We start from the raw sequence: 25,370 nt of genomic DNA on the forward strand, positions 1-25,370 counted from the left end.
TCACAAAATGTGTGGCCACCCCAAAACCCTGTAGGAGCGAGGCTTGCCCGCGAAGGGTCGATCAAATTCAATACCCCTCTCGCTGACGCGACCATCTGAAACATCTGCCGACCACCCAGGTCCATTGCACCTGCTAGGCTCCTCACCAGGCCTTACTCGACAGAATCCTGCCCATGCTCGCGCGCCTGTTGTTTTTCTGTGGTCTGTTGCTCGCTTCCACCACGGCGGGGGCGATGACCATCTACAAGTCCAAAGACGCCAATGGCGTGGTCTCCTACAGCGACCGCCCCACCAAAGGCTCGCAGGTGTTCGTTTTTCGCGATCGCATGGTCGAGCACCTTGAGCGCCAGGTGTACCTCGACATCAAAAAGCAGAAAGGCGCCGACGCCGTGTTCGTGCGCAACGATCTGTATGCGCCGGTGGAAATCGAGCTGAGTTTCGTCGGGTTGAGCAACGTTAAAGGCGCGCCGGGCAAACCGATTCGCCGCGTGTTGCCGGCGCGCAGCAAATCGCGTCTGGCGCTGCTCACGGCGATTTCTCGCGGCAAACCGCTGGTGTATACCCCGAACTTCCAATATTCGATGGGCGACCCGTCAGGCGCCGCTCAGGGCTATCGTTACCCGTTCCCGTGGCGTGGCGGACCGTTTCGTTTGAGCCAGGGCGCCAACGGCCAATACAGCCACTTCGGGGCGAAGAACCGTTATGCCATGGACATCGCCATGCCCGAAGGCACACCGATCATCGCGGCGCGCGCGGGGATGGTGGTGAAAACCGAGAACCGTCAGACCGGGCGCGGCAATGATCCGTCAGGCAATTTCGTGCGGGTGCTGCACGACGACGGGACCATGGGCGTGTACCTGCATTTGCAGAAAGGTTCGGTGAGCGTGCGCGAGGGGCAGCGGGTGATGGTCGGTAGCGCGTTGGCGTTGTCCGGCAATACCGGCAACAGCAGCGGCCCGCACCTGCACTTTGTGGTGCAGCGCAATACCGGGCTGGGGCTGGTGTCGATTCCGTACCAGTTCAATCAACCGGTGGGCGCGTTGCCCAACTTTGCGTTGGGCAAGCAGTGAGGCAGGTGAAGATCATTTGTGGCGAGGGGGCTTGCCCCCGTTGGACGGCGAAGCCGTCCCAAATCCTCTGAATGCGGTGTGTCATGGACTATGCGGTTGCGGGATTTAGGGGCCGCTTCGCCGCCCAACGGGGGCAAGCCCCCTCGCCACAAAAGCGCCCAGCCGACTATCAATCCAGCATCAACACCTTGGCCAAAATGATCTTCGGCCCTTTCATCTTTTTGATGATGATCCGCAAGCCTTCGACTTCCAGCACTTCCTCTTCTTCCGGCACCCGTTTCAGGGTTTCGTAGACCAGCCCGGCGAGGGTTTCGGCTTCGATGTGGTCCAGGTCGATACCCAGCAAACGCTCAACCTTGAACAGCGGCGTATCGCCACGAACCAGCAACTTGCCCGGCTGATACGCGAGGATCCCGCGTTCAGCCTTGCGGTGTTCGTCCTGGATATCGCCGACCAGCACTTCCAGCACGTCTTCCATGGTCAGGTAGCCGATGATGTTGCCGTCGGCCTCTTCAACCACGGCGAAGTGCGAGCCGCCCTTGCGGAATTGTTCCAGCAGTTGCGACAGCGGCATGTGCCGCGAAATGCGTTCCAGCGGACGGGTCAGCTCGGCGAGGTTGAACGACTCCGGAATGTGATCCAGCGCCGCCAGTTCCAGCAGCAGATCCTTGATGTGCAGCAGGCCGACGAACTCCTGGCGCTCGCTGTCGTACACCGGGTAACGGCTGAACTTGTGGCGACGGAACAGCGCAAGGATTTCCTTCAGCGGCGCGTTGAACTCCAGCGTCACCAGGTCTTCGCGGGAGTTGGCCCAGTCGACCACTTCCAGCTCGCCCATTTCGACCGCCGAGGCCAAAACACGCATGCCTTGGTCGCTCGGGTCCTGGCCACGGCTGGAGTGCAGAATCAGTTTCAGTTCTTCACGGCTGTAATGGTGCTCGTGGTGCGGGCCGGGTTCGCCCTGGCCGGCGATCCGCAGAATCGCGTTGGCGCTGGCGTTGAGCAGGTAAATCGCCGGGTACATTGCCCAATAGAACAGGTACAGCGGCACCGCCGTCCACAGCGACAGCAGCTCGGGTTTGCGGATGGCCCACGATTTCGGTGCCAACTCGCCGACGACGATGTGCAGGTACGAAATGACGAAGAACGCGGCGAAGAACGACACACCTTTGATCACTTCGGCCGACTGCACGCCGAGCGCTTCCAGCAGCGGTTCGAGGATGTGCGCAAACGCCGGCTCACCGACCCAACCCAGGCCCAGCGAGGCGAGGGTGATACCCAACTGGCACGCCGAGAGGTAGGCATCGAGCTGACTGTGCACGGTGCGCAGAATGTGTCCGCGCCAGCCGTTCTGTTCAGCGATGGCCTCGACGCGGGTCGAGCGCAGTTTGACCATGGCAAATTCCGCCGCAACAAAAAATCCGTTGAGCAAAACCAGGATCAGAGCAAAAAGAATCATGCCGAAATCGGCGAAGAGTGTCGCGAGGGTCAAGCCAGGGGATGGGTCCATGATGGAGTTTTGCGGGTTCCGTGTATTCGAAAAAGGAGGAAATGCGGTGCCTGAAGGGCAGGCACAAGTCCGCCAATGTAGCGGCTGACTTGGCGATTGCCTAGTGGCGAGTGCTGGCCGGTATCAATCGGCGGCGCTGATGACCTGGGATTTGGCCACTTGCGCCGGGGCAAAATGGCAGGTGAACGTGCTGCCATGCCCCGGCACGCTGCTGATTTCCATGCGCGCCCGGTGGCGCAACAGCACGTGTTTGACGATCGCCAGGCCCAGCCCGGTGCCGCCGGTGTCGGAGTTGCGGCTGGAATCGACGCGGTAGAAACGTTCGGTCAGGCGCGGCAGGTGTTTGCTGTCGATGCCGACCCCGGAATCCTGCACGCTCAAGTGCGCGCCTTGATCATCACCCCACCAGCGAATGCGGATACTGCCTTCGGCCGGGGTGTATTTCACCGCGTTGAACACCAGATTGGAGAACGCGCTGCGCAATTCGGCCTCGCTGCCCTTGAGCAGAATCGTCGGGTCGGCCTCCAGGGTGATCTTCTGATTGCGTTGCCCGGACAGTTGCTGCGCGTCGCTTTTGATCGATTTCAGCAAGCCGTCGATCGGCACCGGCTGGTTGTCCGACGGGTAATCGGTGGCTTCCAGTTTCGCCAGCAGCAGCAAGTCGTTGAGCAGCGTTTGCATGCGCCCGCCCTGTTGCTGCATCTGCTGCAAGGCGCGGGTCCAGCGCGGGTTCACTTCCTCGACGTTGTCGAGCAGGGTTTCCAGATAACCGCAGATCACCGTCAGCGGCGTGCGCAGTTCGTGGGAAACGTTGGCGATGAAGTCTTTGCGCATCTGTTCCAGTTGATGAATGCGCGTGACGTCGCGCACCAGCATCAGGTGTTCGTTGTTGCCGTAGCGGGTGATGTACAGCTGAATGCGCAGGCGATCATTGATCGGCGAGGGGATTTCCAGCGGCTCGGCGTAAGTGTCTTGCTCGAAATATTCCTTGAAGCGCGGATGGCGCACCAGGTTGGTCACCGGTTGACCACTGTCTTGCGGGGTCTTGAGGCCGAGCAGGGTTTCGGCGGCGCGGTTCCACCATTCGAGGTTGCCGTCGCTGTCGAGCATGATCACCGCGTCTTTCAGCGCGGCGGTGGATTCCTGAACGCGGTCGATCACTGCTTGCAGACGCCCGCGCACGCGTTGGTCGCGGCGTTGCAGGTGATAGATGCTGTCGAACACTTCGCCCCACAAACCATAGCCATCGGGCGGCGGTTCATCGGGTTTGTGCAGGCGCAGCCATTCGTGCAGACGCAGCAATTGCTTGAGGGTCCAGGCCAGGTAAAGGCCGATGCCGACCGCCAGGCTCCAGCCGTAATAGCCGGAAATCAGGCCGATCACCAGGCAAGCGGTGACCAGCAGCAGCATGTGGCGAATCAGGGTGCCATGCCAGTTTTGGTTCACGTGAACGCGCGTCCTTGTCAGCTTGTCGGGCGGGAAAGGTCCGGGTCAGGCTTTGGTAGAAAAACGGTAGCCGGTGCCGCGCACGGTTTGTACCAGATTTTCATAGGCATCGCCGAGGGCTTTGCGCAGGCGCCGGATGTGCACGTCAACGGTACGCTCTTCAACGTAGACATTGCCGCCCCAGACCTGATCCAGCAACTGGCCACGGGTGTAGGCGCGTTCCTGGTGAGTCATGAAAAATTGCAGCAGACGGTATTCGGTCGGGCCCATTTCGGCAGGTTTGCCGTCGATGGTCACGCGATGGCTGATCGGGTCTAGCAGCAAGCCGCCGACTTCGATCGGGGTTTCGCCATCGGTCGGGCCGGCGCGGCGCAGCACGGCTTTGAGGCGCGCAACCAGCTCACGCGGGGAAAACGGCTTGGTGATGTAATCGTCGGCGCCGACTTCCAGGCCCTGAATCTTGTTGTCCTCTTCACCCTTGGCCGTGAGCATGATGATCGGGATATCACCGGTCAGCTCATCGCGCTTGAGGCGTCGGGCCAACTCGATGCCGGACGTGCCGGGCAGCATCCAGTCGAGCAGAATCAGGTCCGGCTTGCGGTCGACGATGATGGCGTGGGCCTGCTGCGAGTTCTCGGCCTCCAGGCAGTCATAGCCGGCCATTTCCAACGCAACGGCGATCATTTCGCGAATGGGCGCTTCGTCGTCGACGATCAGAATGCTCCTGCCAACCATGCCTTAATCCTCTTGTCATTCAACTGTCTTGCGCCGCATTAGATAACGGAATTATTGCAGTCGTGTGACAGTATTTTAGTCCGACGGCGATTGTGGGGATCCTGGACTAAGCTCTAATTCCGAATCCTGACAACCACAAGAGAAGGTTTCCATGACTCAGTTCACGCAATCCCTCAAGGCCCTGATGTTGGCCGCTGCCCTGGCTCTGCCGTCGATGGCGTTCGCTGCCGACCCCGCGATGATGAAAGACGGGATGATGGTCGACCATAAGGGGATGACGCTTTATACGTTCGACAAGGATGCCGACGGCAAGTCCATGTGCAACGCCGATTGCGCCAAGAACTGGCCGCCGCTGATGGCGCCGGCGGGTGCCAAGGATGACGGCAAATGGACGGTCATCAAGCGTGATGACGGCATGATGCAATATGCCTACGACGGCAAGCCGCTCTACACGTTTGTGAAGGACGAAAAACCTGGAGAAATGAAGGGTGACGGCATGAAGGATGTCTGGCACGTCGTCCACAAGTAGCAGAAGCAGCGATCCCTGTAGCAGCTGGCGAAGCCTGCGTTCGGCTGCGCAGCAGTCGTAAATCTGCTTATGCGGTTTATCTGGAATACCGCGCCGGTAGATTTTACGACTGCTTCGCAGCCGAACGCAGCCTCCGGCAGCTGCTACATACACACGCAAATCAGCGCAGCGCGTAATCCAGCACGATCCCGACGAAAATCGCCAACCCGGCCCAGTGGTTGTGCAGAAACGCCTTGAAGCAGCGCATCCGCTCCTTGCTGCGGGTGTACCAGAATTCCCAGACGAAACATCCCGCCGCCGCCAGTAATCCGAGGTGGAACCAGCCACCGAGCTCGAATTTCGAACCGGCCAGCATCAGGCACACCAACGCCAAACTCTGCAACGTCAGAATGATGACCCGGTCAGCGTCACCAAACAGAATCGCCGTGGATTTCACCCCGATGCGCAAATCATCGTCGCGATCGGTCATCGCGTAGTACGTGTCGTAGCCCACCGTCCACAGCAGATTGGCGATGTACAGCAACCACGCGGCGGCCGGCAAGTCGCCGGTTTCGGCGGTGAACGCCATCGGCATGCCCCAGGAAAACGCCGCGCCCAGCACCACTTGCGGGTAGTAGGTGTAACGCTTCATGAACGGGTAAGTGCACGCCAGCGCCAGCCCGCCCAGCGACAGCCAGATCGTCGTCGCATTGGTGCACAACACCAGCAGGAAACTCGCGCCCATCAGCACGGCAAAAAACACCAGCGCCTCCCTGGAGCTGATCTTGCCGCTGACCAATGGCCGTTGCTCGGTGCGTTTCACATGGCCGTCGACCTTACGGTCGGCCCAGTCATTGATCACGCAGCCGCCGGCGCGGGTCAACACCACGCCGAGGACAAAAATCACAATGTTGGCTAGCGACGGCGAGCCCTTGCCGGCAATCCACAGCGCCCACAGCGTTGGCCACAGCAGCAGATAAATGCCGATCGGCTTGTCCATTCGGGTCAGCTGAATAAAATCCCAGGCCCGGGGATTGAAGCGATTCAGCGATTTGAGCAGGCGGGTGTACATCAGCAGTTCTCCGGATGTGCGCGCGCGGCGAGCCACAAGGTCGGCAGGAAAATCTCGGCCACCAGCACGCTCAGCGCGCCCCGGTCGAAACGCGAGCGGCGGCCCCACAACTCGGGTGTCCGCGCCTCCAGCGGCAGCCATTCCTGAGGATAGTGACAAACCTCGATGGCCTGACGCTGAAACGCCTGGTCGCAAAACAGCAACTCGCCCAACGAGCGGCTGCCCAGTTCGTCCATGTGTAAGCCGTCGCCCTGCAGCGCGCTGCGCGAGGCGACGCTGCGGGCGAACACCCAAGCCTCGCCATGCCCGCGCAAATACACCTCGCGCACCCAGCCTTCACTGCCTTCGGCAAGCTCCAGCGCCGCGCATTCGTCGGCGCGCAGGGTTTGCCAGCCTTCGAACAGCGGCGTGACGCTGAAGCGATCATTCGACAAACGGATCAACCGTCGCGTCAGCGAACCTTGATCGAACAACCAGTCCAGCACAGCGGCGTCGGGGCGGGGCGCCAACTGGCTTTGCGACAGCCAGGGCGGGGTCGGGCAGGGGGATTTTGAGTGCGGCACAGTGAGTCATTATTGGCAGCAAATGAGGCGGCGAGCTTACCATGTCGGCCGGCGATTTTGATTGAGCCGGCCGGCTGTTGCATCGAACGCGCTTGCATCTGTCGGGTCCGATCAGTACAAAACGCCCTGAGCCGGACGGCAACGCTGCACCCATCGACCGTTCGCGCCAGCAATAGCCTGAATCCTGAGGAAATGACTGAATGAAAAAGTGGCAATGTATTGTCTGCGGCCTGATCTATAACGAAGCCGACGGCTGGCCGGATGACGGCATTGCGCCGGGTACTCTGTGGCAAGACGTGCCGGAAGACTGGCTGTGCCCGGACTGCGGCGTAGGCAAGATGGATTTCGAAATGATCGAAATCAACTAAGACAAAAAATGGAGTTGGGAATGAACGCACCTGTCGTGATCATCGGTACCGGCCTGGCTGGCTACAACCTGGCCCGGGAGTTTCGCAAACTCGATGGCGAAACCCCGCTGCTGCTGATTACTGCCGATGACGGGCGTTCCTACTCCAAGCCGATGCTCTCCACCGGGTTCGGCAAAAACAAGGACGCCGACGGTCTGAGCATGTCCGAACCGGGCGCCATGGCTGAACAGTTGAAAGCCGAAGTGCGCACCCACACGCGCATCAGCGGCATCGACCCCGGTCACAAACGCCTGTGGATCGGCGAGGAATCGGTGATCTACCGGGACCTGATCCTTGCCTGGGGCGCGGAAACCGTGCGTGTGCCGATTGAAGGTGATGGCGCGGACGCGGTGTTCCCGATCAACGATCTGGAAGATTACGCACGTTTTCGCGCGGCAGCCGTCGGCAAGCGCCGGGTGCTGGTGCTGGGCGCCGGCCTGATTGGCTGCGAGTTCGCCAACGACCTGATTCTCGGAGGTTACGAAGTGCAGCTGATCGCGCCATGCGAACAGGTGATGCCGACGTTGCTGCACCCGGCGGCAGCCGCTGCGGTGCAGGCGGGCCTGGAAAGCCTCGGCGCGCGTTTCCATCTCGGGCCGGTGCTCAATCGCCTGCAGCGTTCGGCCGATGGCCTCGAAGCGCATCTGTCCGACGGCCAAGTGATTGCCTGCGATGTGGTGGTCTCGGCGATCGGTCTGCGCCCGCGCATTGATCTGGCGGCGGCGGCAGGCGTTCAGGTCAATCGCGGCGTCATGGTCGATCGGCATTTGAAGACGTCCCACGCCAATATCTACGCCTTGGGCGATTGCGCCGAGGTCGATGGGCTGAATTTGTTGTACGTGATGCCCCTCATGAGCTGTGCGAGAGCGCTGGCCCAGACGTTGGCCGGAAACCCGACCGCCGTCAGCTATGGCGCCATGCCGATCACTGTAAAAACACCGGTTTGCCCATTGGTGGTTTCGCCGCCACCGCGTGGCACCGAAGGCGTCTGGACCGTCGAAGGGCAGGGCGCCGACATCAAGGCGTTGTGCCGCGATGCCTCGGGCAAACTGCTCGGATACGCCCTGACAGGCGCGGCGGTGACGGAAAAACTCGCGTTGAACAAAGAGCTTCCGGCCCTGCTGGCGTAAATACTGGTCGTTCTGTCGGAATCACCCCGCTTTTGCCCCTACAAAGGTCGCGCCGAGACTGGCGCGGCTCTTCGCTGCGTGCCATCCTCACTCCCGTCTGCCGCAGAGTAGAGCACCTGCGGCGCCTTGGGCGCTGTTCCAACGAGAACAGCACGGACATAACAACAAAAAACCGTCAAAGGGGCTTCACTAATGCGTAAACCAGAACTCGCCGCTGCAATCGCGGAAAAAGCAGACCTCACCAAAGAACAAGCGAACCGCGTTCTCAACGCCGTTCTCGAAGAAATCACCGGCGCTCTGCACCGCAAGGACAGCGTCACGCTGGTAGGCTTCGGTACTTTCCTGCAACGCCACCGCGGCGCCCGCACCGGCAAAAACCCGCAGACCGGTGAGCCAGTCAAAATCAAGGCCAGCAACACCGTCGCGTTCAAGCCCGGCAAATCGTTGAAAGACAGCGTAAATCCATAAGTGCGGCGAGCTCCCTGAATCACCGGGAGAACCGTATTGAAAGATGGGCCTGACGACTAAGTCGCAGGCCCATTTTTATGCGCAGCGGGTTCACATGATCGAGTCGATATCCAGATGAAACGGCGTACCGACTGCGTGCCCCCCGGTCAGGGCGGCAATGACCTGGTCGTTGTCCTCAACGGCTGGCGGTGTGCTTGCCAGTTGTTCGGCGGCGGTGTTCGCGAGATTTGCCTTCCAGCGATTCAAGGTATCGGCAAGTAACTGCGGGTTTGTTGCCAGATGCCCGTAAACATTGGCGCTGCTGGCGACCTTGCGCAGCGTCGCCAGGCGATCCCGGGTGACCTGCAGGTTGCCCTTTTCCGCGATGATGGCGTCGATTGCGCCTTGATGAGCGCGCCGATAAGCATCGGGACGCGTCTCGCGGGAGGATTTTTCCAACTGGTTGATCATGCTCTGAATGGCGTCGCTGACCCATTTGAACTCGCGGCTGGTGACGATCGGCCGTTTGTATTCGTGCGATTCCTGCCAGCGGCGCAGCGTCGCCCAACTGTTGGGGATATAACCGCCGACCATCAGGTGATTGAGTATGTAAACGCTCGGTTCAAAAGCCCGATGTTTCGGTAAACCGTTTTTCTGCTGAAGCAATTCATTACAAGCGCGTTGGTTAATGCTCTCGCAGCCCGGCTGCCAGAGGATTGAAGCCTGATCGCCGTTCTCGAACCTCACGGGCATGAAGTGATGCAGTTCGCCGTGGTGGGCGAACGCTTCACCGCTCAAATTGATCACCCCCGCGAAAAACATCGAAACGCCGAGTGGCGCGTTGGCGAAGCCGACCGCGAGGCCGGCGCCCATCACTGCCGGTTTGGTATCCATTTGCGTGCCGGGCACGCTGGGGATCGGGTCGTTGTGATTGACCATGCGGTGGTGGGTGAGGGCGCTGGCGCCATCGACGAAGGTTTGGTCCGCGGCGCGGGGGGCGCCGTAGGTGTAGAGGAGGATGTCGTAAGAGAAGCCTGGTCGGCGGCGGAGCATCTCGACTAGAAGCAACGCGATGGCGCCGCCGAGGCTGTGGCCGGTGATGATGAGTTTTTGGTTGGAATGGAATTTATCGAGGTATTTAGTTGCGAACCTATAGGCGACTTTAGCGGCTTCATAGAAACCTCGATGTGCTTGCCCAACTCCCTCTGCAAAAGGTACTTGATGCGCGTCGATATCACGCAGCAGGTCCCATGGGTGATCGTTGGTGCCGCGGACGGCAATTAAAATCAGCTCGTCGTGATGAGTGATGATGGCTTGGGTATCGGTTCCTCCTTTTTCCTTGCTGTCGTCGAGAGAGTGAACATTGGCGGGATTTTCCTGCTCATCTCCTAGACCGTGGGCATTCGCTCGCGGGTAGTACTCAGGATTGAACGGAATAATTTCCAGACGTTTGGAGTACGGAACGTCTTCATACAGCGGATAAAACGGCGTTTCAGTGTTTTGTCCCGCATCCACCTGCCAAATTTCCTCTCCGGTTGCCAATGCGTCGCCGAACCAGTTGCCGCTGGTTGGCTGCGTAGGGAAAGTGACCTTCATTGACGATACCGGCTGCTCGTCAGGATCTTGACCGAACCGTGTGTAGCTGAGGGTCGACATCAGCGCCAGTTGATAAAGGTTCAGTGCGCAAAACTCGTTGGCCGTGGACAGCACAGGACGCAACGACCGCAGAGGGCGTACTTCGAGCACATGGTGTCGGTTCGGCAGTAGTCCGACGCCGAAACGTCTGGCTGTTTTCAGGTCGGTGCCCGACTCGCCCCTCGCACATGTCGATTGCTGGCGCATCATGAACAGCACGTGATTGGCGGGCTCGAAGTTGCGCTTGGATAGGGGCGGTAAATGCGCCACCTGTTCAACCAGCTCGCTGACTTCCACTTGGCAGTAGAAATCGGTGGGTTCTTTTGCATGACTGTTTTGCGTGCGTGCGCCGCTTTTATCGAAGAATCGGGTTTTTTCAGCGCGCACTTGAAGTTCGGTGATAGGCAGGGGGTAGTGGTGCCTCTCTTGCAAGAGCGAATAGGTTTGCTCACCCCCTTTATATTCTCGGTTGATCTTGAGGATCAACGCACCTCGATAGTGATTATCTACCTTGCCGAAGCCGGTGGAATCGAGTCTGCCGGTGTGAACAGTATCTTCGTAATCGACGACTTCATAGGCCAGCCCAGCGTAGGGTTTGCCGTCCCCGAATTCATCCACCAATTGAAAACTGGTTGAATGACCACGCTTTGGACACGCATGGATGTCGCCACCCATGAAGGGTTTATCGTGCTCTGAGATTGAATTTGGCTTCACGGCTTCACCTCCGTGCTTTCTGTGCAGCCGGGATAAATGGTGCAGCTGCGGCCATCCGGCATGTGGAAGGAGCTGAAGTCCTTATAGTTGCCGCGGCAAAAGGCGTATGGGTCTTCAAAGTTGTCGCCCATACAGCGTTTCCACCCGCCGGGCACCTTGACCCATTGATCTCCCCAGGCGGGTTCCTCTTCTTCAGCTAACTTGATTTTTAACCGAACTGTTTTTTCCGCCAGTTCTTCCAAAGAAAGTGTCACAAGGGGCTTCGGACCAAACGGAATGCCTTGCGCATCGGTATTGCGACAGTCGAGAAGTTTCACAATGCGCCGCAATTTACCGACGGTGCGAAACAACCACTGACACTCTCCAAAAAACTCACTTTCGCCCGACGCATTGAAGGTGCCTCGGTATCGCTCATTTGGCTGCTGACCCACGAGAATCGCGCCGAAATCCCCCCCAACATCCCCTCGGTCTTTTCCGTAGGCCGCATTGATGTCCACCCTTATGCTGCTCAACGCGAGCAGACAGCCATTGACTGTCTGGTAGAGCTTGATCTGCGAATTGGGTTGGTACTCGGTACGCCACTCGCGGTTGAAGACGTCAGCCTTGTTTTCCTTTGCCGGCACAGTGCACGTCTGCCCAACAGCCGGTTTGTAACGCACCTTGGCAACGTACGCAAAGTTGGGCGGCAGGTCGGCGGTGAGGGTGAAGCTGTCGGTTTTCTCGATTGCCGAGCAGCCTGCGATGACGGCCAGACAACCGCCGGCGACCAGATGTTGAATCATGTCTTTCATAAGGCGGCATCTCCCTGCCAGTAACGCGCTTCCTGATACAGGCGCTCGAAGTGAGTGGTCGAAGTTTCCTCAGGCTGAGGGCTCCAGGACGTGGGAACGGAAAAATCCGGCGACTGCAACGTTTGCATCAGCAAGAAGTGCAGGTGTTCAGGTTCGCGCCAGCCCCAGGCATGGGCGAGGTCTAGCAGGTTGCGCAGCCATGCATTGACGTCCTGGTGCTGGGCGAGCCTGGCAAAAGCGTCCGTGTGCTCGGCCATCAGATAGCGGTGAACGTTATCGAATTGCACGCTGGCGTACGTCGCTTGCGGGGTGGGAATGGCCAGCCACGGTGGCTCGGCCGGCAGCGGCTGCGCGCCGGGATCGGGGTTGTTGGTGATCATCCACTGGTCATCGTGCCAGTAGCACACGCTGTCCAACGGGCCGAGATATGTTGGATATTGCTCGGGTTGCAGATGCGCCAGGGCGCGTCCGAGCACGCGGTTATCGTGAAAGCGATAGAGCGCCTGATTCGGTCGCTCACCACTGATCAACCGGGCGCTCCAATGATGGCTTATAGCCGCGATGTCATCGTCCGTGCTGGCCGCCAGCCAACCCCAATGCAGTTCAGGGGTTTCGAGCAGCGTTTTGAGGATCGGGTGATCAGCCCTGTCGAGCCGAAAAATGTACGGCCCGTCGGCTGCCTGCGAACTGGCCGCTGTGCCGATGTAGACGCTACGGTATTGATCGGCTGCCAGGCCTTGGAGCAACGCGTCGCGCGCATCGAGTTGGCCATCGCAATCCAGCATCAGATAGAGGCAATGACCCTGATCGGAATGTGCGCGCAACCACTGTTCGGGAAGGATCATGCGGTTGCTCCCATGCTGCATTGCCCATCAAGACAGGCTTCGCAGAGCGGGCAAAAATCCGCAGCATGCTGGCGGGCGGCGGCCACGATGGAGCGCACGGTGCCGATGACGGGTTGCGCGGCGCCCGCCATCGCAGCGGACGGCAGCAGGCCCGCCGCGGGCGATCCGCCCTGCACGATGGCGACGCTGCTGAAAATCCCGCCGGCGGTAATCAGCAAGTGATGACCACCGGCCATCAACGTCAGGCTCGCGCCTGCATCGATCACGATATTGGCGGCATTGAGGCTGGCCTGCGCACCCGCCTGAATCACCAGCGTGCCACCCGCCGAGGTGCTGCTGTTGCCGGTGATGCTCAGCAACTCATTGCCGCCGACCACGGTTTCGCGCACGCCGCGGGTGGTATGCACCTCGTCGCCTTCGATGAGGCTGAAGCTATTGCGACTGACCTGTTGCCGACGGTCGTGGCCAATCCGGGTGTTGCTGTCGTGGAGGATCAGTTGTTCGAGATCGCGTTCGGCGCGCAGGTAGATTTGCTCTAGCCCGGCGCGGTCTTCAATCGACAGCTCGTTGTAGCCGCCGGTATGCGGCGAGCTATTGCTGCGCAGCACGGTTTTGCTTTTATGCTCGGGCAAGGTGTATGGCACGGACGTGACTTTGTTGGCCACACAACCGGTAATCAGCGGCTGGTCGGGATCGCCTTCGAGGTAAGTGACCACGACTTCCATGCCGACGCGCGGAATCGTCACCGAGCCGAAACCTTCGCCGGCCCAATTGGACGCGACGCGCAGCCAGCAACTGCTGCGCTCGCTGTCGAGCTCGGCGCGGTCCCAGTGAAATTCGACTTTGACGCGGCCGAATTCATCGCAGTAAATCTCTTCGCCGGCAGGTCCGGTGACGCGCGCAGTCTGGGTCACCAGCAAGGTTTTTCGGCTGCACATCGGTGGTCGGTAAAACATGTCCCACGGAATCGCGCTGAAGCTGTTGCGATAACCCTGAGTGAAACCGTCCTCAGGTTTCACGTCGCCGGTCAGCGCCTCTTCGAGTGCCTGGGGCTGGCGGCCAGTGTGCGTGACGCTTAATAACAGCCACAGGTCATTGCAGGTTTTGCGCGGGTGCCCGGTAAGGTTGAAAAAGTGACCGCTGCGCAGGCACGGCTGGTCGCTCCGGCCCTCGGCGATTTGGTAGTCGAAACGATGCCGCTCCAAGGCTTGCCGAGCCAGCTGCTTGCCGCGTTTTTCATTGTCGAGCTTCAGCGGGTAGCGATAATCCTCAAGCTCTGGGCTGAACTCGGCAGTGAAGCTGCTTTGCAGTAACAGGCTGGGCCGTTGCATGTCGTAGTCGCGGCGCGTCACGGTGCTGGTGCGCGTGCTGAAGCGCATGGAAAACCCGCTGACCACCGGATGCTCCGTGACCATGCCGCAATCTTGCTGATAGGGGGTTTCGCCCAATTTGCGGAAGTACGTCTGATCATCGGTGAACACCAGCAGATGGCCCTTGAGCGAATGCTGGTGATGCCAGGCGATACCGTCCTCGGCACACAGGCGCTGAATCAACTCGAAATCACTTTCTGCGTACTGCGTGCAGTATTCGCGCGGGGGAGCGGCACTGACATGCAAGGCAAACGCATCGGTTTGAATGCCGTGCCTCTCGAGCACTTGGGCAATGATTTGCGGCACCGTCAGATTCTGGAAAATCCGCTGGTGGCGGCTGAATTGCAAATAATGCAGCCCGGGCACCAGCGTCAGGTGATAGCGCGTCAGGCGTTTGCCCGTTTTCCCCATCACCACCTCTTCGATGCGACCGTGGATGCCTTCGTCTTCAAGGCCGAACTGCAAAAATGCAGGCTGACTGAGCAAGCTCTCCAAGTCGAAATCGTGGTTTTCGCTGACCAGTTCGACGTGAATGCCGTACAAACTGCTGACGGCTTCCGTGCCATCGAATGCCAACACCTTGAAATCGTTGTGGACCGTGGGGATGTGGAGGGTGAAATGCGCCGTATTGGCCGGTCGAGACATACGCTTGTCCTTAAGCAGGCTGGAGATAGCGCGCGATGCTCAAACCGTCCTTGGTCTGCGATCACGAGAGTTTCAGGCCACGCTATCAACTCGACAAACAAGAAAATGTAGGAGGGGTCCTAGACATCGGTCAGAGTGTTCCGGGATTCAATTCGGCGGTTTAACAGAAGGGATGCCAGCCAATAACAGGCTGCTGTTTGATCGAGATCTGAGAGGTCGAATCGCTTAAGGCACAATTGCTTAATGACGAAACGAAAGATGCCACTATTTTAGTGGCACTTTTTTGTTTGCTGGCGGTCTTTCATAAAATTGAAGTCGGATTGCGGTAACTTTTAGGACGGATCCTACATTTATCTTCGGTGATTTTTGTCATTATCCGTTTCCGCCGGGAGAACCAAGCGGACAAGAGTTTCGAGTATTTGGAGTGATTGCTCTGAAGCTGCCAAAAGAGTGCTGAAGCCCCCTAAACAGGGCATTAGATTGCCATCAGAGGGATTCCCTTACACATGTAGGGTTATCTCCTACAAGAATCAGAGAACTGTTCGTCTTGTTGTTTAATCGGATGCTTGCTAGTGGCCATCATTGTGATTACGATGCGCCCACTTGAAAGAGCGCGAACTCAATTGGATGAGGACCTCGCAGCTCTTTGATACTGTCCGCCGCCGTTGAATCCAATTGGCGTGTGACCGTAATCCTAACTAAAGGCCATGGATGTCCTACTCAAGCAAACTTTCCGCCCATTACCTTGAACTCGCTAAAGCCTCTGTTTCCAAAGAGAATTTCGCGGGCGAGGACGTTCGCTTTTCAAGCGAATATGAGGCGTTGGAAAGCGAGCTGGCCAAGGCCCAATCGATGCACGAAGCCGGGCAGATCGACTGGCTGAAAATCCGCGAAAACAGTGAAAACCTGCTGCGCACCCAGTCCAAGGATTTGCGTGTCGGCGCCTGGCTGACCTGGGCGTTGTACCAGCGCGAATCCTTCCAGGGACTGCTCGCCGGCCTCGGTTTGCTGCACCATCTGTCGGAAAACCACTGGGCCGAAGTTCATCCGAGCAAGGCCCGCACCCGCTCCGCGGCCATTAGTTGGTTGGTGCCGCGTCTTGAGCAGGTACTGACCGAAAACGTTGCGATCAAAGAGCAGTTGCCGATGTTCCGCCGGATGGTGGAACACCTCGAAGGCCTCGACGCTGCGTGCACCGAGCACTTGGGCGATGACGCGCCGCTGCTGCTGCCGATCTCCCGCCGCCTGAAAAACATGGTGCAACGCGCCGCTGACAACCAGCCGGAACCCGGCGTGGTCGGGGCCGCCGTGGCCCAGGTCAAGCAGGCCGCGACGCAGCTGTTTACGCCCGGCGCACCGATCGACAACGAAAAAGAAGCGCATAAAGCCCTGCGCGCGCAGCAGGAAAATGCCCGTCCGCTGTGTGCCTGGTGGCTTAAGCAGAAGGCCACCGACCTGCGCGCCTTGCGCCTTAATCGCACGCTGCTGTGGTTGCCCATCGACGCGGTGCCCGAGCGCAATGCCGAGCAGATCACCATGTTGCGCGGCTTGCCGGCGGACAAGCTCAAGGCCTATCAGGATCGTTTCGATCAAGCCAAGTACGCAGACCTGTTGGTGGAACTGGAGGCCAGCCTTGCGAAGGCGCCGTTCTGGTTCGATGGCCAGCGAATGGTCTGGGAATGCCTTCAGGGGCTGAACGCCGAGATGGCGATGCGCGAAGTGGAAATCCACTTCGCGCTTTTGATTCAGCGACTGCCCGGCATCATCGAATTGCGCTTCCATGACGGCGCGCCGTTCGCCGACCCGGCCACGCGCGCCTGGGTCAGCGCACACGTGCAGCCGCACCTGCAAACCAACAGTGCGCCGCGCAAAGTCGAAGTCGCCGACAGCCAGCCCGCCTGGGAAGTGGCGCTCGAAGAAGTCTTGCCGATCTTGCGCAAGGACGGCCTCAAGGCTGCCGTGCAAATCCTCAAGCAAGGACTGCAAAGCGCTCACGGCGGGCGCGTGCGGTTCTTCTGGCAGTTCGCCCTCGCGCGGCTGTGCTTCATGGCCAAGAAATACGAACTGGCCAAGACCCAACTCGAAACCCTCGACCAAACATTACAGGACTCAGGCCTGAGTGCCTGGGAGCCCGATCTTGCGCTGGAAGTGCTGCATTTGCTGCATAGCTGCTGCGAGTTGCTGCCGCAGAACCATGCCGTACGTGAACGCAAGGAAGAGATTTATCGCAGGCTGTGCCACCTCGATCTCGAAGTGGTACTCGAATAGGCCCCAGGGCCACAACCGCAAGGAGAAAAGCCATGGCCAAAGAAGGCTCGGTAGCCCCCAAGGAACGCATCAACGTCACCTTCAAACCCGCGACCGGCGGTGCTAATGAAGAGATCGAACTGCCGCTGAAATTGCTGGCAATCGGTGACTACACCCACCGCAAGGACGAGCGCAAAGTCGAAGATCGCAAGCCGATCAGCATCGACAAAACGACCTTCGACGAAGTGCTCGCCAAGCAAGAGCTGAGCTTGTCGTTGAGCGTGCCGAACCGTCTTCAGGAAGAAGGCAGCACTGAAGAGCTGGGCGTTCAATTGCGCGTCAACTCGATGAAGGACTTCAACCCGGCCAGCCTGGTCGAGCAAGTGCCTGAGCTGAAAAAACTGATGGAACTGCGCGATGCGCTGGTAGCCCTCAAAGGCCCGCTGGGTAATGCGCCTGCGTTCCGCAAAGCTATCGAAGGCGTTCTCGCCGACGACGAATCCCGCGGTCGCGTACTGGGTGAGCTGGGTCTGAACGCCGCAGCCCAGGACGCCTGATTCCCTATCAGCCAAGGAAGCCAACACAATGAGCACTAGCGCAGCACAGCAAAAGAGCAAAGAGAATGGCGAATACAGCATTCTCGACAGCATCATCGCCGAAACCCGCCTGACGCCGGACGACGAAGCCTACGACATCGCCAAGCGCGGCGTGTCGGCGTTCATCGAAGAGCTGCTCAAGCCGCAGAACAACGGCGAGCCGGTCAAGAAGGCCATGGTCGACCGCATGATCGCCGAGATCGATGCCAAGCTCAGCCGCCAGATGGACGAAATCCTGCACCACCCGGATTTCCAGTCGCTGGAATCGTCGTGGCGTGGCCTGCAGTTGCTGGTCGACCGCACCAACTTCCGCGAAAACATCAAAATCGAAATCCTCAACGTCTCGAAAGAAGACCTGCTGGACGATTTCGAAGATTCGCCGGAAGTGATGCAGGCTGGCCTGTACAAGCACATCTACACCGCTGAATACGGTCAGTTCGGTGGTCAGCCAGTCGGCGCGATCATCGCTAACTACTACATGTCCCCAAGCTCGCCGGACGTGAAACTGATGCAGTACGTGTCCAGCGTAGCCTGCATGTCCCACGCGCCGTTCATCGCGGCGGCCGGTCCGAAGTTCTTCGGTCTGGAAAGCTTCACCGGTCTGCCGGACCTCAAGGATCTGAAAGATCACTTCGAAGGCCCGCAATTCGCCAAATGGCAGAGCTTCCGCGAGTCGGAAGACTCCCGTTACGTTGGCCTGACCGTGCCGCGTTTCCTGCTGCGCAACCCGTACGATCCGGAAGAAAACCCGGTCAAATCGTTCGTCTACAAAGAAACCGTCGCCAACAGCCACGAACACTACCTGTGGGGCAACACTGCCTACGCGTTCGGCACCAAGCTGACCGACAGTTTCGCCAAGTTCCGCTGGTGCCCGAACATCATCGGCCCGCAGAGCGGTGGCGCGGTTGAAGACCTGCCGTTGCACCATTTCGAAAGCATGGGCGAAATCGAAACCAAGATTCCTACGGAAGTCCTGGTCAGCGATCGTCGTGAATACGAACTGGCCGAGGAAGGCTTCATTTCCCTGACCATGCGCAAAGGCTCCGACAACGCGGCGTTCTTCTCCGCAAGCTCGGTGCAGAAGCCGAAAAACTTCGGCATCAGCGCAGAAGGCAAGGCTGCAGAACTGAACTACAAGCTCGGCACCCAACTGCCGTACATGATGATCGTCAACCGCCTGGCTCACTACTTGAAAGTGCTGCAGCGCGAGCAACTCGGTTCGTGGAAAGAACGTACCGACCTTGAGCTGGAACTCAACAAGTGGATCCGCCAGTACGTGGCCGACCAGGAAAACCCAAGCGCCGAAGTCCGTGGCCGTCGTCCACTGCGCGCTGCCCAGATCATCGTCAGCGATGTCGAAGGCGAGCCTGGCTGGTACCGCGTCAGCCTGAACGTGCGCCCGCACTTCAAGTACATGGGTGCAGATTTCACCCTGTCGCTGGTTGGCAAGCTGGACAAAGAGTAAACGGAGCTAACTCATGACTGGATACGGCAGCCTGTTCGAACGCCTGGGTGGCGACGCGCAAAAACGCGTCGGCTGGAGCCGCGAGGTCTCCGCGATGGCGTCCGTGGCTGCCCATCTGGCCAAGATGCTCAGCACCCGTGCGGGCAGCGTGCAAACGCTGTCCGATTACGGGTTGCCCGATCTCAATGACATGCGTCTGAGCCTGCACGACTCCCTGAGTCAGGCCCGTCTGGCGATCGAGAATTTCATCGAAGCCTACGAGCCACGCCTGAGCAATGTGCGTGTCATTTCCCTGCCGCGTGACCACGATCAACTGCGCCTGTCCTTCAGCATCGAAGGCCTGCTGGAAGTTGATGGTTTCAAGCGCCAGGTCAGTTTCGCCGCGCGCCTGGATGGCAGCGGTCAAGTGAAGGTCAACTAAGGAGACCCCGATGGCTGGTAAACCCGCAGCACGCGTCACCGACCCCACCGCTTGCCCGCTCCCCGGTCACGGCACCAACCCGATCGCCGCCGGTTCCGGCGACGTCTTCTTCGACGGCCTCGCGGCCGCCCGCCAAGGCGATGCCTCGGCGTGTGGTGGTGCGATGTCGGGCGGGTTGGCGACGACGGTTTTGATTAACGGCAAACCGGCTGCGACGGTGGATTCAGTTGGGACTCATGGCAACAAGGTCACGGCCGGGTCCGGGACGGTGATTATCGGAAGCTAGCCAGCGCTAGCGTAGATGTGCTGATGAAGACCTGCAGGGATGAGCTCGATGTTCAGGTGGACAGTTTTTTTGGCGTGCGGCGTTTCATTCACGGCTTGCGCCGCACAACAGGTCTACCGCAACGATGTGTATTTCCTGAACACCTGCGGCATACCGCTGGAGCTGTCGCTGGTCCATGACTCCAACTACGACGACCAGCCGCGTCGCCTCACGTTGGCCCCGGGTGAGCACCGCTCCATCGCCAACTACAGGTCGGCAGGGAAGGATGTTTCGGGGCAGATAAGCGCCCGGTACAGCCTGGTGATCAAAACCGCCAGCGCCGTCAAAACCATTGATGCGCAGACGTTGTGCACGGCGTTGGCGAGGGTGGAGAAGGTCGAAGACAACGCAGTACGTGCATGGACGATCGAAGACCGCTCGTTTTGTCCTGCCGAGGCATTGCAGTGATCTGGCGCTTTCGATGGTGATGGGATTTTTGGCCTGCATCGCCAGTGTTTTGGTGGTTTCTCGGATGAATTTTTACAGGATGAAAGGGAAGAGGGATTTTGGGTGATTGATCGTGGCGAAGAATCGCGTGGCAGCGCTTGAACATGAATAGCCAACGAGTGATCGGGTTGGTCATCCATGGGATGGCTTGCGTGCTCTATATCGTGATGAATGGCTTCGCCGTGCCGATCTATAAAACCCTGGTCGGCGGGCTGACCTCCCGTGGCGTCGCAATCGGCATGGGCATGTACCTGATTTTTTACTTTTTCGTTTTCCTGAACCTCGTTTTGGTCTTCATCCCTCGCCTGGCCATCAAGTTTGGCGTGGCGATCTTCATGATGGTCTCGATCCTGATTTACCTGCTGCCGCAATACCCTGTTCGCGCCATGGCGTATTGCGCGTTGGCGGGCGGTTTGACCGTTTCCGCAATTCTGGTGACACGTGCCCTCGATGCGGCGGTTACCCGTTGGCGTGCAACGCAGGGAGTAGCCAGGTTGTGAGTCGGCTATTCACATCGCTCGGCGCACTAGCCGTCGCGGCCGTTATGGTGTCCTTGGCCTGGGCGACGCCCGTGATTTCCAACGCCTTTATGTTGCTGACGGACCGGGCGAATTTCATTCCACGTGAATCGTCGATCTGGACCTTCGAACCCTATGAAATCAACCGGGGTTCCAGCAACTACTGGCTCTATGGGGAGGACGCGCACCGCTACTACTACTTCGTCTACACCCCAGACGAACCATATCGGTCAATCGCCAAGCGCAATCAGTGTGCAGGCTTTGACAAGCGCGATGTGCGCACTTGGTGCACGCCATGACGCGTTCGATGCGGGTCTGGAAATGGCTTAATCATGTGCTGAGCGCGATCGGTGTATTGGCGATCATCGCGCTGGTGACGCTGCTTTTCTCGCTACGGCCCTCCAACCCTGCAACGCCAGTGCTGCCGGGTCACCCCGATGCGGTATGGCGGGGAGCGCAGGATGGCGGCTTTTTCATCGAGATCACCCAGTCCAATCCGCCGGATTATTTTGTGCAGGTGCGGTATGAGCATGGCGATATCTACCGCGAAGGTTGGGTCCGTTTCCAAACCCCGGACGGTAAGCCGTTGACGATGGCGCGGGTCAACAGTGCTGACGACGGATACGTCTATGTCGATTCGTATCTGCCGATGACAGCGGACAGAGAAGAGGCTCGTCCATGAACCTTCTATCCTTCATAGCGTCTGTGTTGGCGGTGGGCTGTCTGTTGTTGGCCGGCTGCACGACTCAACTGAAGTACATTTACCAAATTGACCTGTTGAATACCTGCGGCGTGCCGCTGCAAGTCGAATCGCAGAACGCCAGCAACTGGCTGCCGCTGATGAAGCCGCGCGTGCTTGCGCCGGGCAACCAGTTCGCCGTGGCCAGTTACCTGTCCTACGACGAAGAGGGCGATATACAGGTAGATGACAACTTCTCGCTGACCGTCAAAGGATCTGAACAAACGCGTCTCTTCAGTGCGCACGACATACGCAACGCCCTGCTTGGCATCAAGCGTGAGCGCGATGGCGGTCGACGTATCTGGACACTCAAGGATGGAGTCTTTTGCCCATGATCAACGTATTGGTCGAGATGCGTGGTTACCTGAAGTACGTGGCCGACGCCAATCTGTTCGGTGACATGAACACCCTTGGCCGAATGCTCATCACCGTATTGATCCACCGCCTCGGCGGTGTGGCATACGTGACCCTGAATGACCCGACCGCAGGTGTCTGCCAGTGATCAGTCTGAGCCGTCGACTATTCCTGGGCGCCGCCCTCTGGGTGCCGATCATCGCGTTCGAGGTTCTGATTTATCTCGAATCGACGGTGTGGTACCCGACGGCATTCAACTGGGAGCAGTTCCTGATGATCCACGTCCTCTGCTTCGGAGCCCTGGCCTATATCGTTTTTGCCGCGTGGGCAACGCGAAAGCTGAGCAGGACAACCGAACAACAGATCGTGAAGAAAATCTGGTGCGCGCCGCTGATGTTCATCCCTTTTTACGCCGCGCCATGGGTGATCGGCGGGCTGGGCTTTTTGCTTTTTGGGCACCTCGCCGGGCTTGGAATGATGGTGATGTGGGTGGTGTTTTTGCCCTACCTGCTGGTCGTCGGCTACGTCGTTTCCGGTCTGACGGTCGCGCTCTACTGGACATTTTTTTTCATGAGATTCAATACCAGGCAGGTAACCCGTGTCCTTTAACCACTACTACCAAAGCGAACTCACCGCACTTCGCCAGTTAGGTCGTCGATTCGCCGAGCGTAGCCCGGCGTTGGCGCCTTTCCTGGGTCAGGCCGGGCGGGATCCGGACGTGGAGCGGTTGCTCGAGGGCTTTGCGTTCCTGACCGGCCGCCTGCGCCAGAAGCTCGATGACGAGCTGCCGGAACTCAGCCATTCGCTGATGCACTTGCTGTGGCCCAACTACATGCGGCCGCTGCCGGCGTTCAGCATTTTGCAGTTTGATCCGCTGAAACGTTCGGGTCCTGCGTTGATGGTCGAGCGCGATACGCCGGTCGAAAGCGTGCCGATCGATGACGTGCGCTGCCGCTTCCGCACGTGCTACCCGACCGAAGTCTTGCCGCTGGATCTGGCCGCGCTGAATTATTCGGTGAAGGGCGATGGTTCGCTGTTGAGCCTGCGCCTGCAGATGAGCGCCGACGGCCACCTCGGCGAGCTCGACCTGAGCCGCTTGCGCCTGCACTTCGCCGGCGAGCGCTACATCAGCCAGATGTTGTACTTGAGCCTGCTGCGCAATCTGCAAGGCATCGAACTGATCCCGCTGGACGGCGCCGGCAAGCCGATCAATGGCGTCAACGGTGTACCGATGGCGTTCAAGATGCCCGGCGACCGCGTGCAGCCGGTAGGTTTTGCCGAAGAAGAAGCGCTGATTCCGTACCCGCTCAACACCTTCCGCGGCTACCGCTACCTGCAAGAATATTTCGCCTTCCAGGACAAATTCCTGTTCGTCGATGTCAACGGTCTGGACCTGCTCAACGCCTTGCCGGAAGACACGCTCAAGCAAGTGCGCGGGCTCGAATTGCGTTTCGATATTCGCAAGAGCGGCATCCAGCGCCTGCGTCCGACGCTGGACAACGTGAAGCTCTATTGCACGCCGATCGTCAACCTGTTCAAGCACGATGCGCTGCCGATTCGCCTCGATGGCAAGCAGGACGAATACCTGTTGCTGCCGGCCGAATACGACTTGGAAAACTGCGGCGTGTTCTCCGTGGAAACCGTCACGGGATGGAAGCCTGGCGGCCTCGGTTATCAGGAATACGTGCCGTTCGAATCGTTCGAGCACGACCCGAGTTTCGACGTGCCCAACAGCCGTCCGCATTACAGCATCCGCCAGCGCTCGTCGTCGCTGCATGACGGCCTCGACACCTACCTGAGCTTCGGCATCCGCCACACCGAAGCGCACGAAACCCTGTCGATCGAGCTGATGTGCACCAACCAGAACCTGCCGCGCAAGCTCAAGCTCGGCGACATCAGCCAGGCGTGCGAAGAGACGCCGGAGTTCCTCAGTTTCCGCAACATCACTCCGGCCACGCCGAGTTACGCGCCGCCGCTGAACCGCGACTTCCTGTGGAAGCTGATCAGCAACATGTCGCTTAACTATTTGTCGCTGGCCGACGTCAACGCGTTGAAGGTGATTCTCGAAACCTACGACCTGCCGCGTTATTACGACCAACACGCTGAAAAAGTCAGCAAGCGCCTGCTGGGCGGGCTCAAGTCGATCAAGCATCAACACGTCGACAGATTGCACCGAGGGTTGCCGGTACGCGGGTTGCGCACCGAGCTGACCATCGACCCGGAAGGGTATATCGGCGAGGGCGACCTGTTCGTTTTCGCTTCGGTTCTCAACGAGTTTTTCGCGCTTTACGCCAGTCTCAATTCGTACCATGAGCTGCGCGTAAAAAGCACACAGGGAGAGGTGTACCAATGGACACCACGTATGGGCCTTCAGCCGCTGCTTTAAGCGGGCTGACCCGAGGAATACGCGAGTACTCGCTGTTTCAGGCCGTGCTGCTGGTGGTCGATCGGTTGCGTGACGCGCACCCGCACATGAGCCAGGACGATCTGTACGATCAGCTGGAATTCCAGGCCAATCCGAGCCTTGGTTTCCCCGGCAGTGACGTCGATCGCGTGGAGTTTTTCACCGAGCACGGGCAACTGCGCGCGCGCATGCGTTTCAACCTGATCGGCCTGGTCGGTTCTGGCTCGCCGCTGCCGGCGTTCTACGGCGAGCAAGCCCTGGGCGACAGCGAGGACGGCAACCCGACACGACACTTTCTCGACCTGTTCCACCATCGCCTGCAACGGCTGATGCTGCCGATCTGGCGCAAGTATCGCTACCGCGCCAGTTTCGAAAGCGGCGCGCTCGACCCGTTCTCCGCGCAGCTGTTTGCGCTGATCGGCCTGGGCGGCGAAGAGATCCGCAAAGCCAAGGAACTCAACTGGAAACGCCTGCTGCCGTACCTCGGCCTGCTCAGCTTGCGCGCGCACTCGGCGGCGCTGATCGAAGCGGTGCTGCGTTACTACTTCAAGCACGCCGAACTGACCATCGAGCAGTGCATCGAGCGTCGCGTGGAAATTCTCGACGAGCAGCGCAATCGTTTGGGACGTGCCAACAGCATGATCGGCGAAGACCTGGTGCTGGGCGAACACGTGCGTGATCGCAGCGGCAAATTCCGCATCCACATTCGCGAGCTCGACTGGCTGCGTTTTCACGAATTCCTGCCGATCGGTTTCGGCTACCAGCCGCTGTGCGCGCTGGTGCGGTTCACCCTGCGTGACCCGCTCGATTACGACATTCGCCTGGTCTTGCGCCAGGAAGAAATCCGCGAACTGCGCATTGGTGAGCAGAACGCCTGTCGCCTGGGGTGGACCAGTTGGCTCGGCCGCGAAAAAGCGGACGGCGTGGTGACCCTGGGCAGCAAAATTCATTAAGGACGGATGACCA

The 25,370-nt window shown here is 59.2% G+C and carries 27 protein-coding genes and 1 pseudogene; 19 read left to right on the plus strand and 9 right to left on the minus strand.

Translation table 11 applies throughout. From position 1 onward, the window contains the following. The first annotated feature begins 173 nt into the window (after positions 1-173). On the plus strand, positions 174-1,070 hold the full coding sequence (locus BLU01_RS13310; protein WP_092275984.1) for a peptidoglycan DD-metalloendopeptidase family protein: 897 nt from the start codon (positions 174-176) through the stop codon (positions 1,068-1,070). 169 nt (positions 1,071-1,239) lie between these two features. Here the strand turns inward: BLU01_RS13310 and BLU01_RS13315 are convergent, their stop codons facing one another. The 3 genes from BLU01_RS13315 to phoB form a co-directional block, all read right to left on the minus strand. Next, on the minus strand, positions 1,240-2,580 hold the full coding sequence (locus BLU01_RS13315) for a hemolysin family protein (RefSeq protein WP_092275986.1): 1,341 nt from the start codon (positions 2,578-2,580) through the stop codon (positions 1,240-1,242). Positions 2,581-2,703: 123 nt separating this feature from the next. Further along, on the minus strand, positions 2,704-3,990 hold the full coding sequence (gene phoR / locus BLU01_RS13320; RefSeq protein ID WP_231987163.1) for a phosphate regulon sensor histidine kinase PhoR: 1,287 nt from the start codon (positions 3,988-3,990) through the stop codon (positions 2,704-2,706). 81 nt (positions 3,991-4,071) lie between these two features. Further along, a complete protein-coding gene (gene phoB / locus BLU01_RS13325) occupies positions 4,072-4,761 on the minus strand; it encodes a phosphate regulon transcriptional regulator PhoB (RefSeq protein ID WP_008150066.1) in 690 nt (229 codons plus the stop codon). A gap of 151 nt (positions 4,762-4,912) precedes the next feature. Here phoB and BLU01_RS13330 point away from each other — a divergent pair, with 151 nt between their 5' ends. Continuing rightward, entirely contained in the window at positions 4,913-5,290 is a 378-nt protein-coding gene (locus tag BLU01_RS13330) for a COG4315 family predicted lipoprotein (RefSeq protein WP_092275992.1), read from the plus strand. A gap of 160 nt (positions 5,291-5,450) precedes the next feature. Here BLU01_RS13330 and ubiA read toward each other — a convergent pair whose 3' ends face one another. Further along, positions 5,451-6,341 carry a 4-hydroxybenzoate octaprenyltransferase gene (ubiA, locus tag BLU01_RS13335; RefSeq protein ID WP_092275995.1) on the minus strand — a complete coding sequence of 297 codons (891 nt, stop codon included), beginning with the start codon at positions 6,339-6,341 and terminating at the stop codon, positions 5,451-5,453. Next, entirely contained in the window at positions 6,341-6,904 is a 564-nt protein-coding gene (locus BLU01_RS13340; protein WP_092275998.1) for a chorismate--pyruvate lyase family protein, read from the minus strand. Before BLU01_RS13340 ends, ubiA begins: the two co-directional genes overlap by 1 nt. A 200-nt stretch (positions 6,905-7,104) precedes the next feature. On the opposite strand from BLU01_RS13340, the gene BLU01_RS13345 reads away from it, so the two are divergent. The 3 genes from BLU01_RS13345 to BLU01_RS13355 all read left to right on the plus strand — a co-directional run bounded on the left by BLU01_RS13345 (position 7,105) and on the right by BLU01_RS13355 (position 8,909). Next, positions 7,105-7,272, plus strand: a complete 168-nt coding sequence (locus tag BLU01_RS13345) for a rubredoxin (protein WP_003437744.1) — start codon at positions 7,105-7,107, stop codon at positions 7,270-7,272. Between the two features lie 20 nt (positions 7,273-7,292). Further along, the gene (locus tag BLU01_RS13350; protein ID WP_092276002.1) at positions 7,293-8,441 is read left to right on the plus strand and encodes an NAD(P)/FAD-dependent oxidoreductase; all 1,149 of its coding nucleotides are present in this window, start codon (positions 7,293-7,295) and stop codon (positions 8,439-8,441) included. Positions 8,442-8,633: 192 nt separating this feature from the next. After that, positions 8,634-8,909 carry an HU family DNA-binding protein gene (locus BLU01_RS13355; RefSeq protein ID WP_003213368.1) on the plus strand — a complete coding sequence of 92 codons (276 nt, stop codon included), beginning with the start codon at positions 8,634-8,636 and terminating at the stop codon, positions 8,907-8,909. Positions 8,910-8,999: 90 nt separating this feature from the next. On the opposite strand, the gene BLU01_RS13360 is transcribed toward BLU01_RS13355, so the two are convergent. The 4 genes from BLU01_RS13360 to BLU01_RS13375 are packed head-to-tail and all read right to left on the minus strand — an operon-like array spanning position 9,000 to position 14,888. Beyond that, entirely contained in the window at positions 9,000-11,198 is a 2,199-nt protein-coding gene (locus BLU01_RS13360) for a lipase family protein (protein ID WP_092276005.1), read from the minus strand. A 35-nt stretch (positions 11,199-11,233) separates the two neighbouring features. Beyond that, complete coding sequence (locus BLU01_RS13365) at positions 11,234-12,028, minus strand: hypothetical protein (RefSeq protein WP_092276008.1); 795 nt, start codon at positions 12,026-12,028, stop codon at positions 11,234-11,236. Then, positions 12,025-12,873 (minus strand): DUF4123 domain-containing protein, encoded by an 849-nt coding sequence (locus tag BLU01_RS13370; RefSeq protein WP_092276011.1) that lies wholly within the window; start codon positions 12,871-12,873, stop codon positions 12,025-12,027. The genes BLU01_RS13365 and BLU01_RS13370 overlap by 4 nt, the downstream gene beginning before the upstream one ends. Then, positions 12,870-14,888 carry a type VI secretion system Vgr family protein gene (locus BLU01_RS13375; RefSeq protein WP_092276014.1) on the minus strand — a complete coding sequence of 673 codons (2,019 nt, stop codon included), beginning with the start codon at positions 14,886-14,888 and terminating at the stop codon, positions 12,870-12,872. The genes BLU01_RS13370 and BLU01_RS13375 overlap by 4 nt, the downstream gene beginning before the upstream one ends. 711 nt (positions 14,889-15,599) lie before the next feature. Between BLU01_RS13375 and tssA the strand changes: the two genes are divergently transcribed. The 14 genes and pseudogenes from tssA to tssG all read left to right on the plus strand — a co-directional run bounded on the left by tssA (position 15,600) and on the right by tssG (position 25,357). After that, complete coding sequence (tssA, locus tag BLU01_RS13380) at positions 15,600-17,156, plus strand: type VI secretion system protein TssA (protein ID WP_092276017.1); 1,557 nt, start codon at positions 15,600-15,602, stop codon at positions 17,154-17,156. Between the two features lie 32 nt (positions 17,157-17,188). Further along, a complete protein-coding gene (gene tssB, locus BLU01_RS13385; protein WP_092276020.1) occupies positions 17,189-17,692 on the plus strand; it encodes a type VI secretion system contractile sheath small subunit in 504 nt (167 codons plus the stop codon). Positions 17,693-17,720: 28 nt separating this feature from the next. Continuing rightward, positions 17,721-19,196 (plus strand): type VI secretion system contractile sheath large subunit, encoded by a 1,476-nt coding sequence (gene tssC / locus BLU01_RS13390; protein ID WP_092276023.1) that lies wholly within the window; start codon positions 17,721-17,723, stop codon positions 19,194-19,196. Between the two features lie 13 nt (positions 19,197-19,209). After that, positions 19,210-19,617, plus strand: a complete 408-nt coding sequence (tssE, locus tag BLU01_RS13395) for a type VI secretion system baseplate subunit TssE (protein ID WP_092276026.1) — start codon at positions 19,210-19,212, stop codon at positions 19,615-19,617. Between the two features lie 10 nt (positions 19,618-19,627). After that, a pseudogene (locus BLU01_RS13400) lies at positions 19,628-19,900 on the plus strand (PAAR domain-containing protein); the annotation flags it as partial. A gap of 51 nt (positions 19,901-19,951) precedes the next feature. Further along, positions 19,952-20,350 (plus strand): hypothetical protein, encoded by a 399-nt coding sequence (locus BLU01_RS13405; RefSeq protein WP_197675584.1) that lies wholly within the window; start codon positions 19,952-19,954, stop codon positions 20,348-20,350. Positions 20,351-20,493: 143 nt separating this feature from the next. Next, on the plus strand, positions 20,494-20,889 hold the full coding sequence (locus BLU01_RS13410) for a hypothetical protein (protein WP_092276032.1): 396 nt from the start codon (positions 20,494-20,496) through the stop codon (positions 20,887-20,889). Positions 20,890-20,933: 44 nt separating this feature from the next. After that, the gene (locus tag BLU01_RS13415; RefSeq protein WP_092276036.1) at positions 20,934-21,206 is read left to right on the plus strand and encodes a hypothetical protein; all 273 of its coding nucleotides are present in this window, start codon (positions 20,934-20,936) and stop codon (positions 21,204-21,206) included. Continuing rightward, the gene (locus BLU01_RS13420; protein ID WP_092276039.1) at positions 21,203-21,589 is read left to right on the plus strand and encodes a hypothetical protein; all 387 of its coding nucleotides are present in this window, start codon (positions 21,203-21,205) and stop codon (positions 21,587-21,589) included. The genes BLU01_RS13415 and BLU01_RS13420 overlap by 4 nt, the downstream gene beginning before the upstream one ends. Then, positions 21,586-21,981 carry a hypothetical protein gene (locus BLU01_RS13425; RefSeq protein ID WP_157720160.1) on the plus strand — a complete coding sequence of 132 codons (396 nt, stop codon included), beginning with the start codon at positions 21,586-21,588 and terminating at the stop codon, positions 21,979-21,981. Before BLU01_RS13420 ends, BLU01_RS13425 begins: the two co-directional genes overlap by 4 nt. Further along, positions 21,978-22,148, plus strand: coding sequence for a hypothetical protein (locus tag BLU01_RS27575; protein ID WP_157720161.1), 171 nt, complete (start codon positions 21,978-21,980; stop codon positions 22,146-22,148). The genes BLU01_RS13425 and BLU01_RS27575 overlap by 4 nt, the downstream gene beginning before the upstream one ends. Next, positions 22,145-22,609 (plus strand): hypothetical protein, encoded by a 465-nt coding sequence (locus BLU01_RS13430; protein WP_231987146.1) that lies wholly within the window; start codon positions 22,145-22,147, stop codon positions 22,607-22,609. Before BLU01_RS27575 ends, BLU01_RS13430 begins: the two co-directional genes overlap by 4 nt. Then, complete coding sequence (tssF, locus tag BLU01_RS13435) at positions 22,599-24,386, plus strand: type VI secretion system baseplate subunit TssF (protein ID WP_092276045.1); 1,788 nt, start codon at positions 22,599-22,601, stop codon at positions 24,384-24,386. The genes BLU01_RS13430 and tssF overlap by 11 nt, the downstream gene beginning before the upstream one ends. Further along, entirely contained in the window at positions 24,350-25,357 is a 1,008-nt protein-coding gene (gene tssG / locus BLU01_RS13440) for a type VI secretion system baseplate subunit TssG (protein WP_092276048.1), read from the plus strand. The genes tssF and tssG overlap by 37 nt, the downstream gene beginning before the upstream one ends. Positions 25,358-25,370: the final 13 nt, after the last annotated feature.

Source organism: Pseudomonas prosekii (genome assembly GCF_900105155.1).
GTDB classification, from domain to species: domain Bacteria; phylum Pseudomonadota; class Gammaproteobacteria; order Pseudomonadales; family Pseudomonadaceae; genus Aquipseudomonas; species Aquipseudomonas prosekii.

Coding starts and splice junctions, on each gene's coding strand:
- BLU01_RS13365 (WP_092276008.1), bottom strand. CDS start 12,028: ATGAAAGACATGATTCAACATCTGGTCGCCGGCGGTTGTCTGGCCGTC.
- BLU01_RS13375 (WP_092276014.1), bottom strand. CDS start 14,888: ATGTCTCGACCGGCCAATACGGCGCATTTCACCCTCCACATCCCCACG.
- BLU01_RS13345 (WP_003437744.1), top strand. CDS start 7,105: ATGAAAAAGTGGCAATGTATTGTCTGCGGCCTGATCTATAACGAAGCC.
- tssG (WP_092276048.1), top strand. CDS start 24,350: ATGGACACCACGTATGGGCCTTCAGCCGCTGCTTTAAGCGGGCTGACC.
- BLU01_RS13415 (WP_092276036.1), top strand. CDS start 20,934: ATGGTGTCCTTGGCCTGGGCGACGCCCGTGATTTCCAACGCCTTTATG.
- BLU01_RS13350 (WP_092276002.1), top strand. CDS start 7,293: ATGAACGCACCTGTCGTGATCATCGGTACCGGCCTGGCTGGCTACAAC.
- phoB (WP_008150066.1), bottom strand. CDS start 4,761: ATGGTTGGCAGGAGCATTCTGATCGTCGACGACGAAGCGCCCATTCGC.
- phoR (WP_231987163.1), bottom strand. CDS start 3,990: ATGCTGCTGCTGGTCACCGCTTGCCTGGTGATCGGCCTGATTTCCGGC.
- BLU01_RS13315 (WP_092275986.1), bottom strand. CDS start 2,580: ATGGACCCATCCCCTGGCTTGACCCTCGCGACACTCTTCGCCGATTTC.
- tssB (WP_092276020.1), top strand. CDS start 17,189: ATGGCCAAAGAAGGCTCGGTAGCCCCCAAGGAACGCATCAACGTCACC.
- BLU01_RS13310 (WP_092275984.1), top strand. CDS start 174: ATGCTCGCGCGCCTGTTGTTTTTCTGTGGTCTGTTGCTCGCTTCCACC.
- tssC (WP_092276023.1), top strand. CDS start 17,721: ATGAGCACTAGCGCAGCACAGCAAAAGAGCAAAGAGAATGGCGAATAC.
- ubiA (WP_092275995.1), bottom strand. CDS start 6,341: ATGTACACCCGCCTGCTCAAATCGCTGAATCGCTTCAATCCCCGGGCC.
- BLU01_RS13370 (WP_092276011.1), bottom strand. CDS start 12,873: ATGATCCTTCCCGAACAGTGGTTGCGCGCACATTCCGATCAGGGTCAT.
- BLU01_RS13360 (WP_092276005.1), bottom strand. CDS start 11,198: ATGGGTGGCGACATCCATGCGTGTCCAAAGCGTGGTCATTCAACCAGT.
- BLU01_RS27575 (WP_157720161.1), top strand. CDS start 21,978: ATGATCAACGTATTGGTCGAGATGCGTGGTTACCTGAAGTACGTGGCC.
- BLU01_RS13405 (WP_197675584.1), top strand. CDS start 19,952: ATGTTCAGGTGGACAGTTTTTTTGGCGTGCGGCGTTTCATTCACGGCT.
- BLU01_RS13425 (WP_157720160.1), top strand. CDS start 21,586: ATGAACCTTCTATCCTTCATAGCGTCTGTGTTGGCGGTGGGCTGTCTG.
- tssA (WP_092276017.1), top strand. CDS start 15,600: ATGTCCTACTCAAGCAAACTTTCCGCCCATTACCTTGAACTCGCTAAA.
- BLU01_RS13420 (WP_092276039.1), top strand. CDS start 21,203: ATGACGCGTTCGATGCGGGTCTGGAAATGGCTTAATCATGTGCTGAGC.
- BLU01_RS13330 (WP_092275992.1), top strand. CDS start 4,913: ATGACTCAGTTCACGCAATCCCTCAAGGCCCTGATGTTGGCCGCTGCC.
- BLU01_RS13410 (WP_092276032.1), top strand. CDS start 20,494: ATGAATAGCCAACGAGTGATCGGGTTGGTCATCCATGGGATGGCTTGC.
- tssE (WP_092276026.1), top strand. CDS start 19,210: ATGACTGGATACGGCAGCCTGTTCGAACGCCTGGGTGGCGACGCGCAA.
- BLU01_RS13355 (WP_003213368.1), top strand. CDS start 8,634: ATGCGTAAACCAGAACTCGCCGCTGCAATCGCGGAAAAAGCAGACCTC.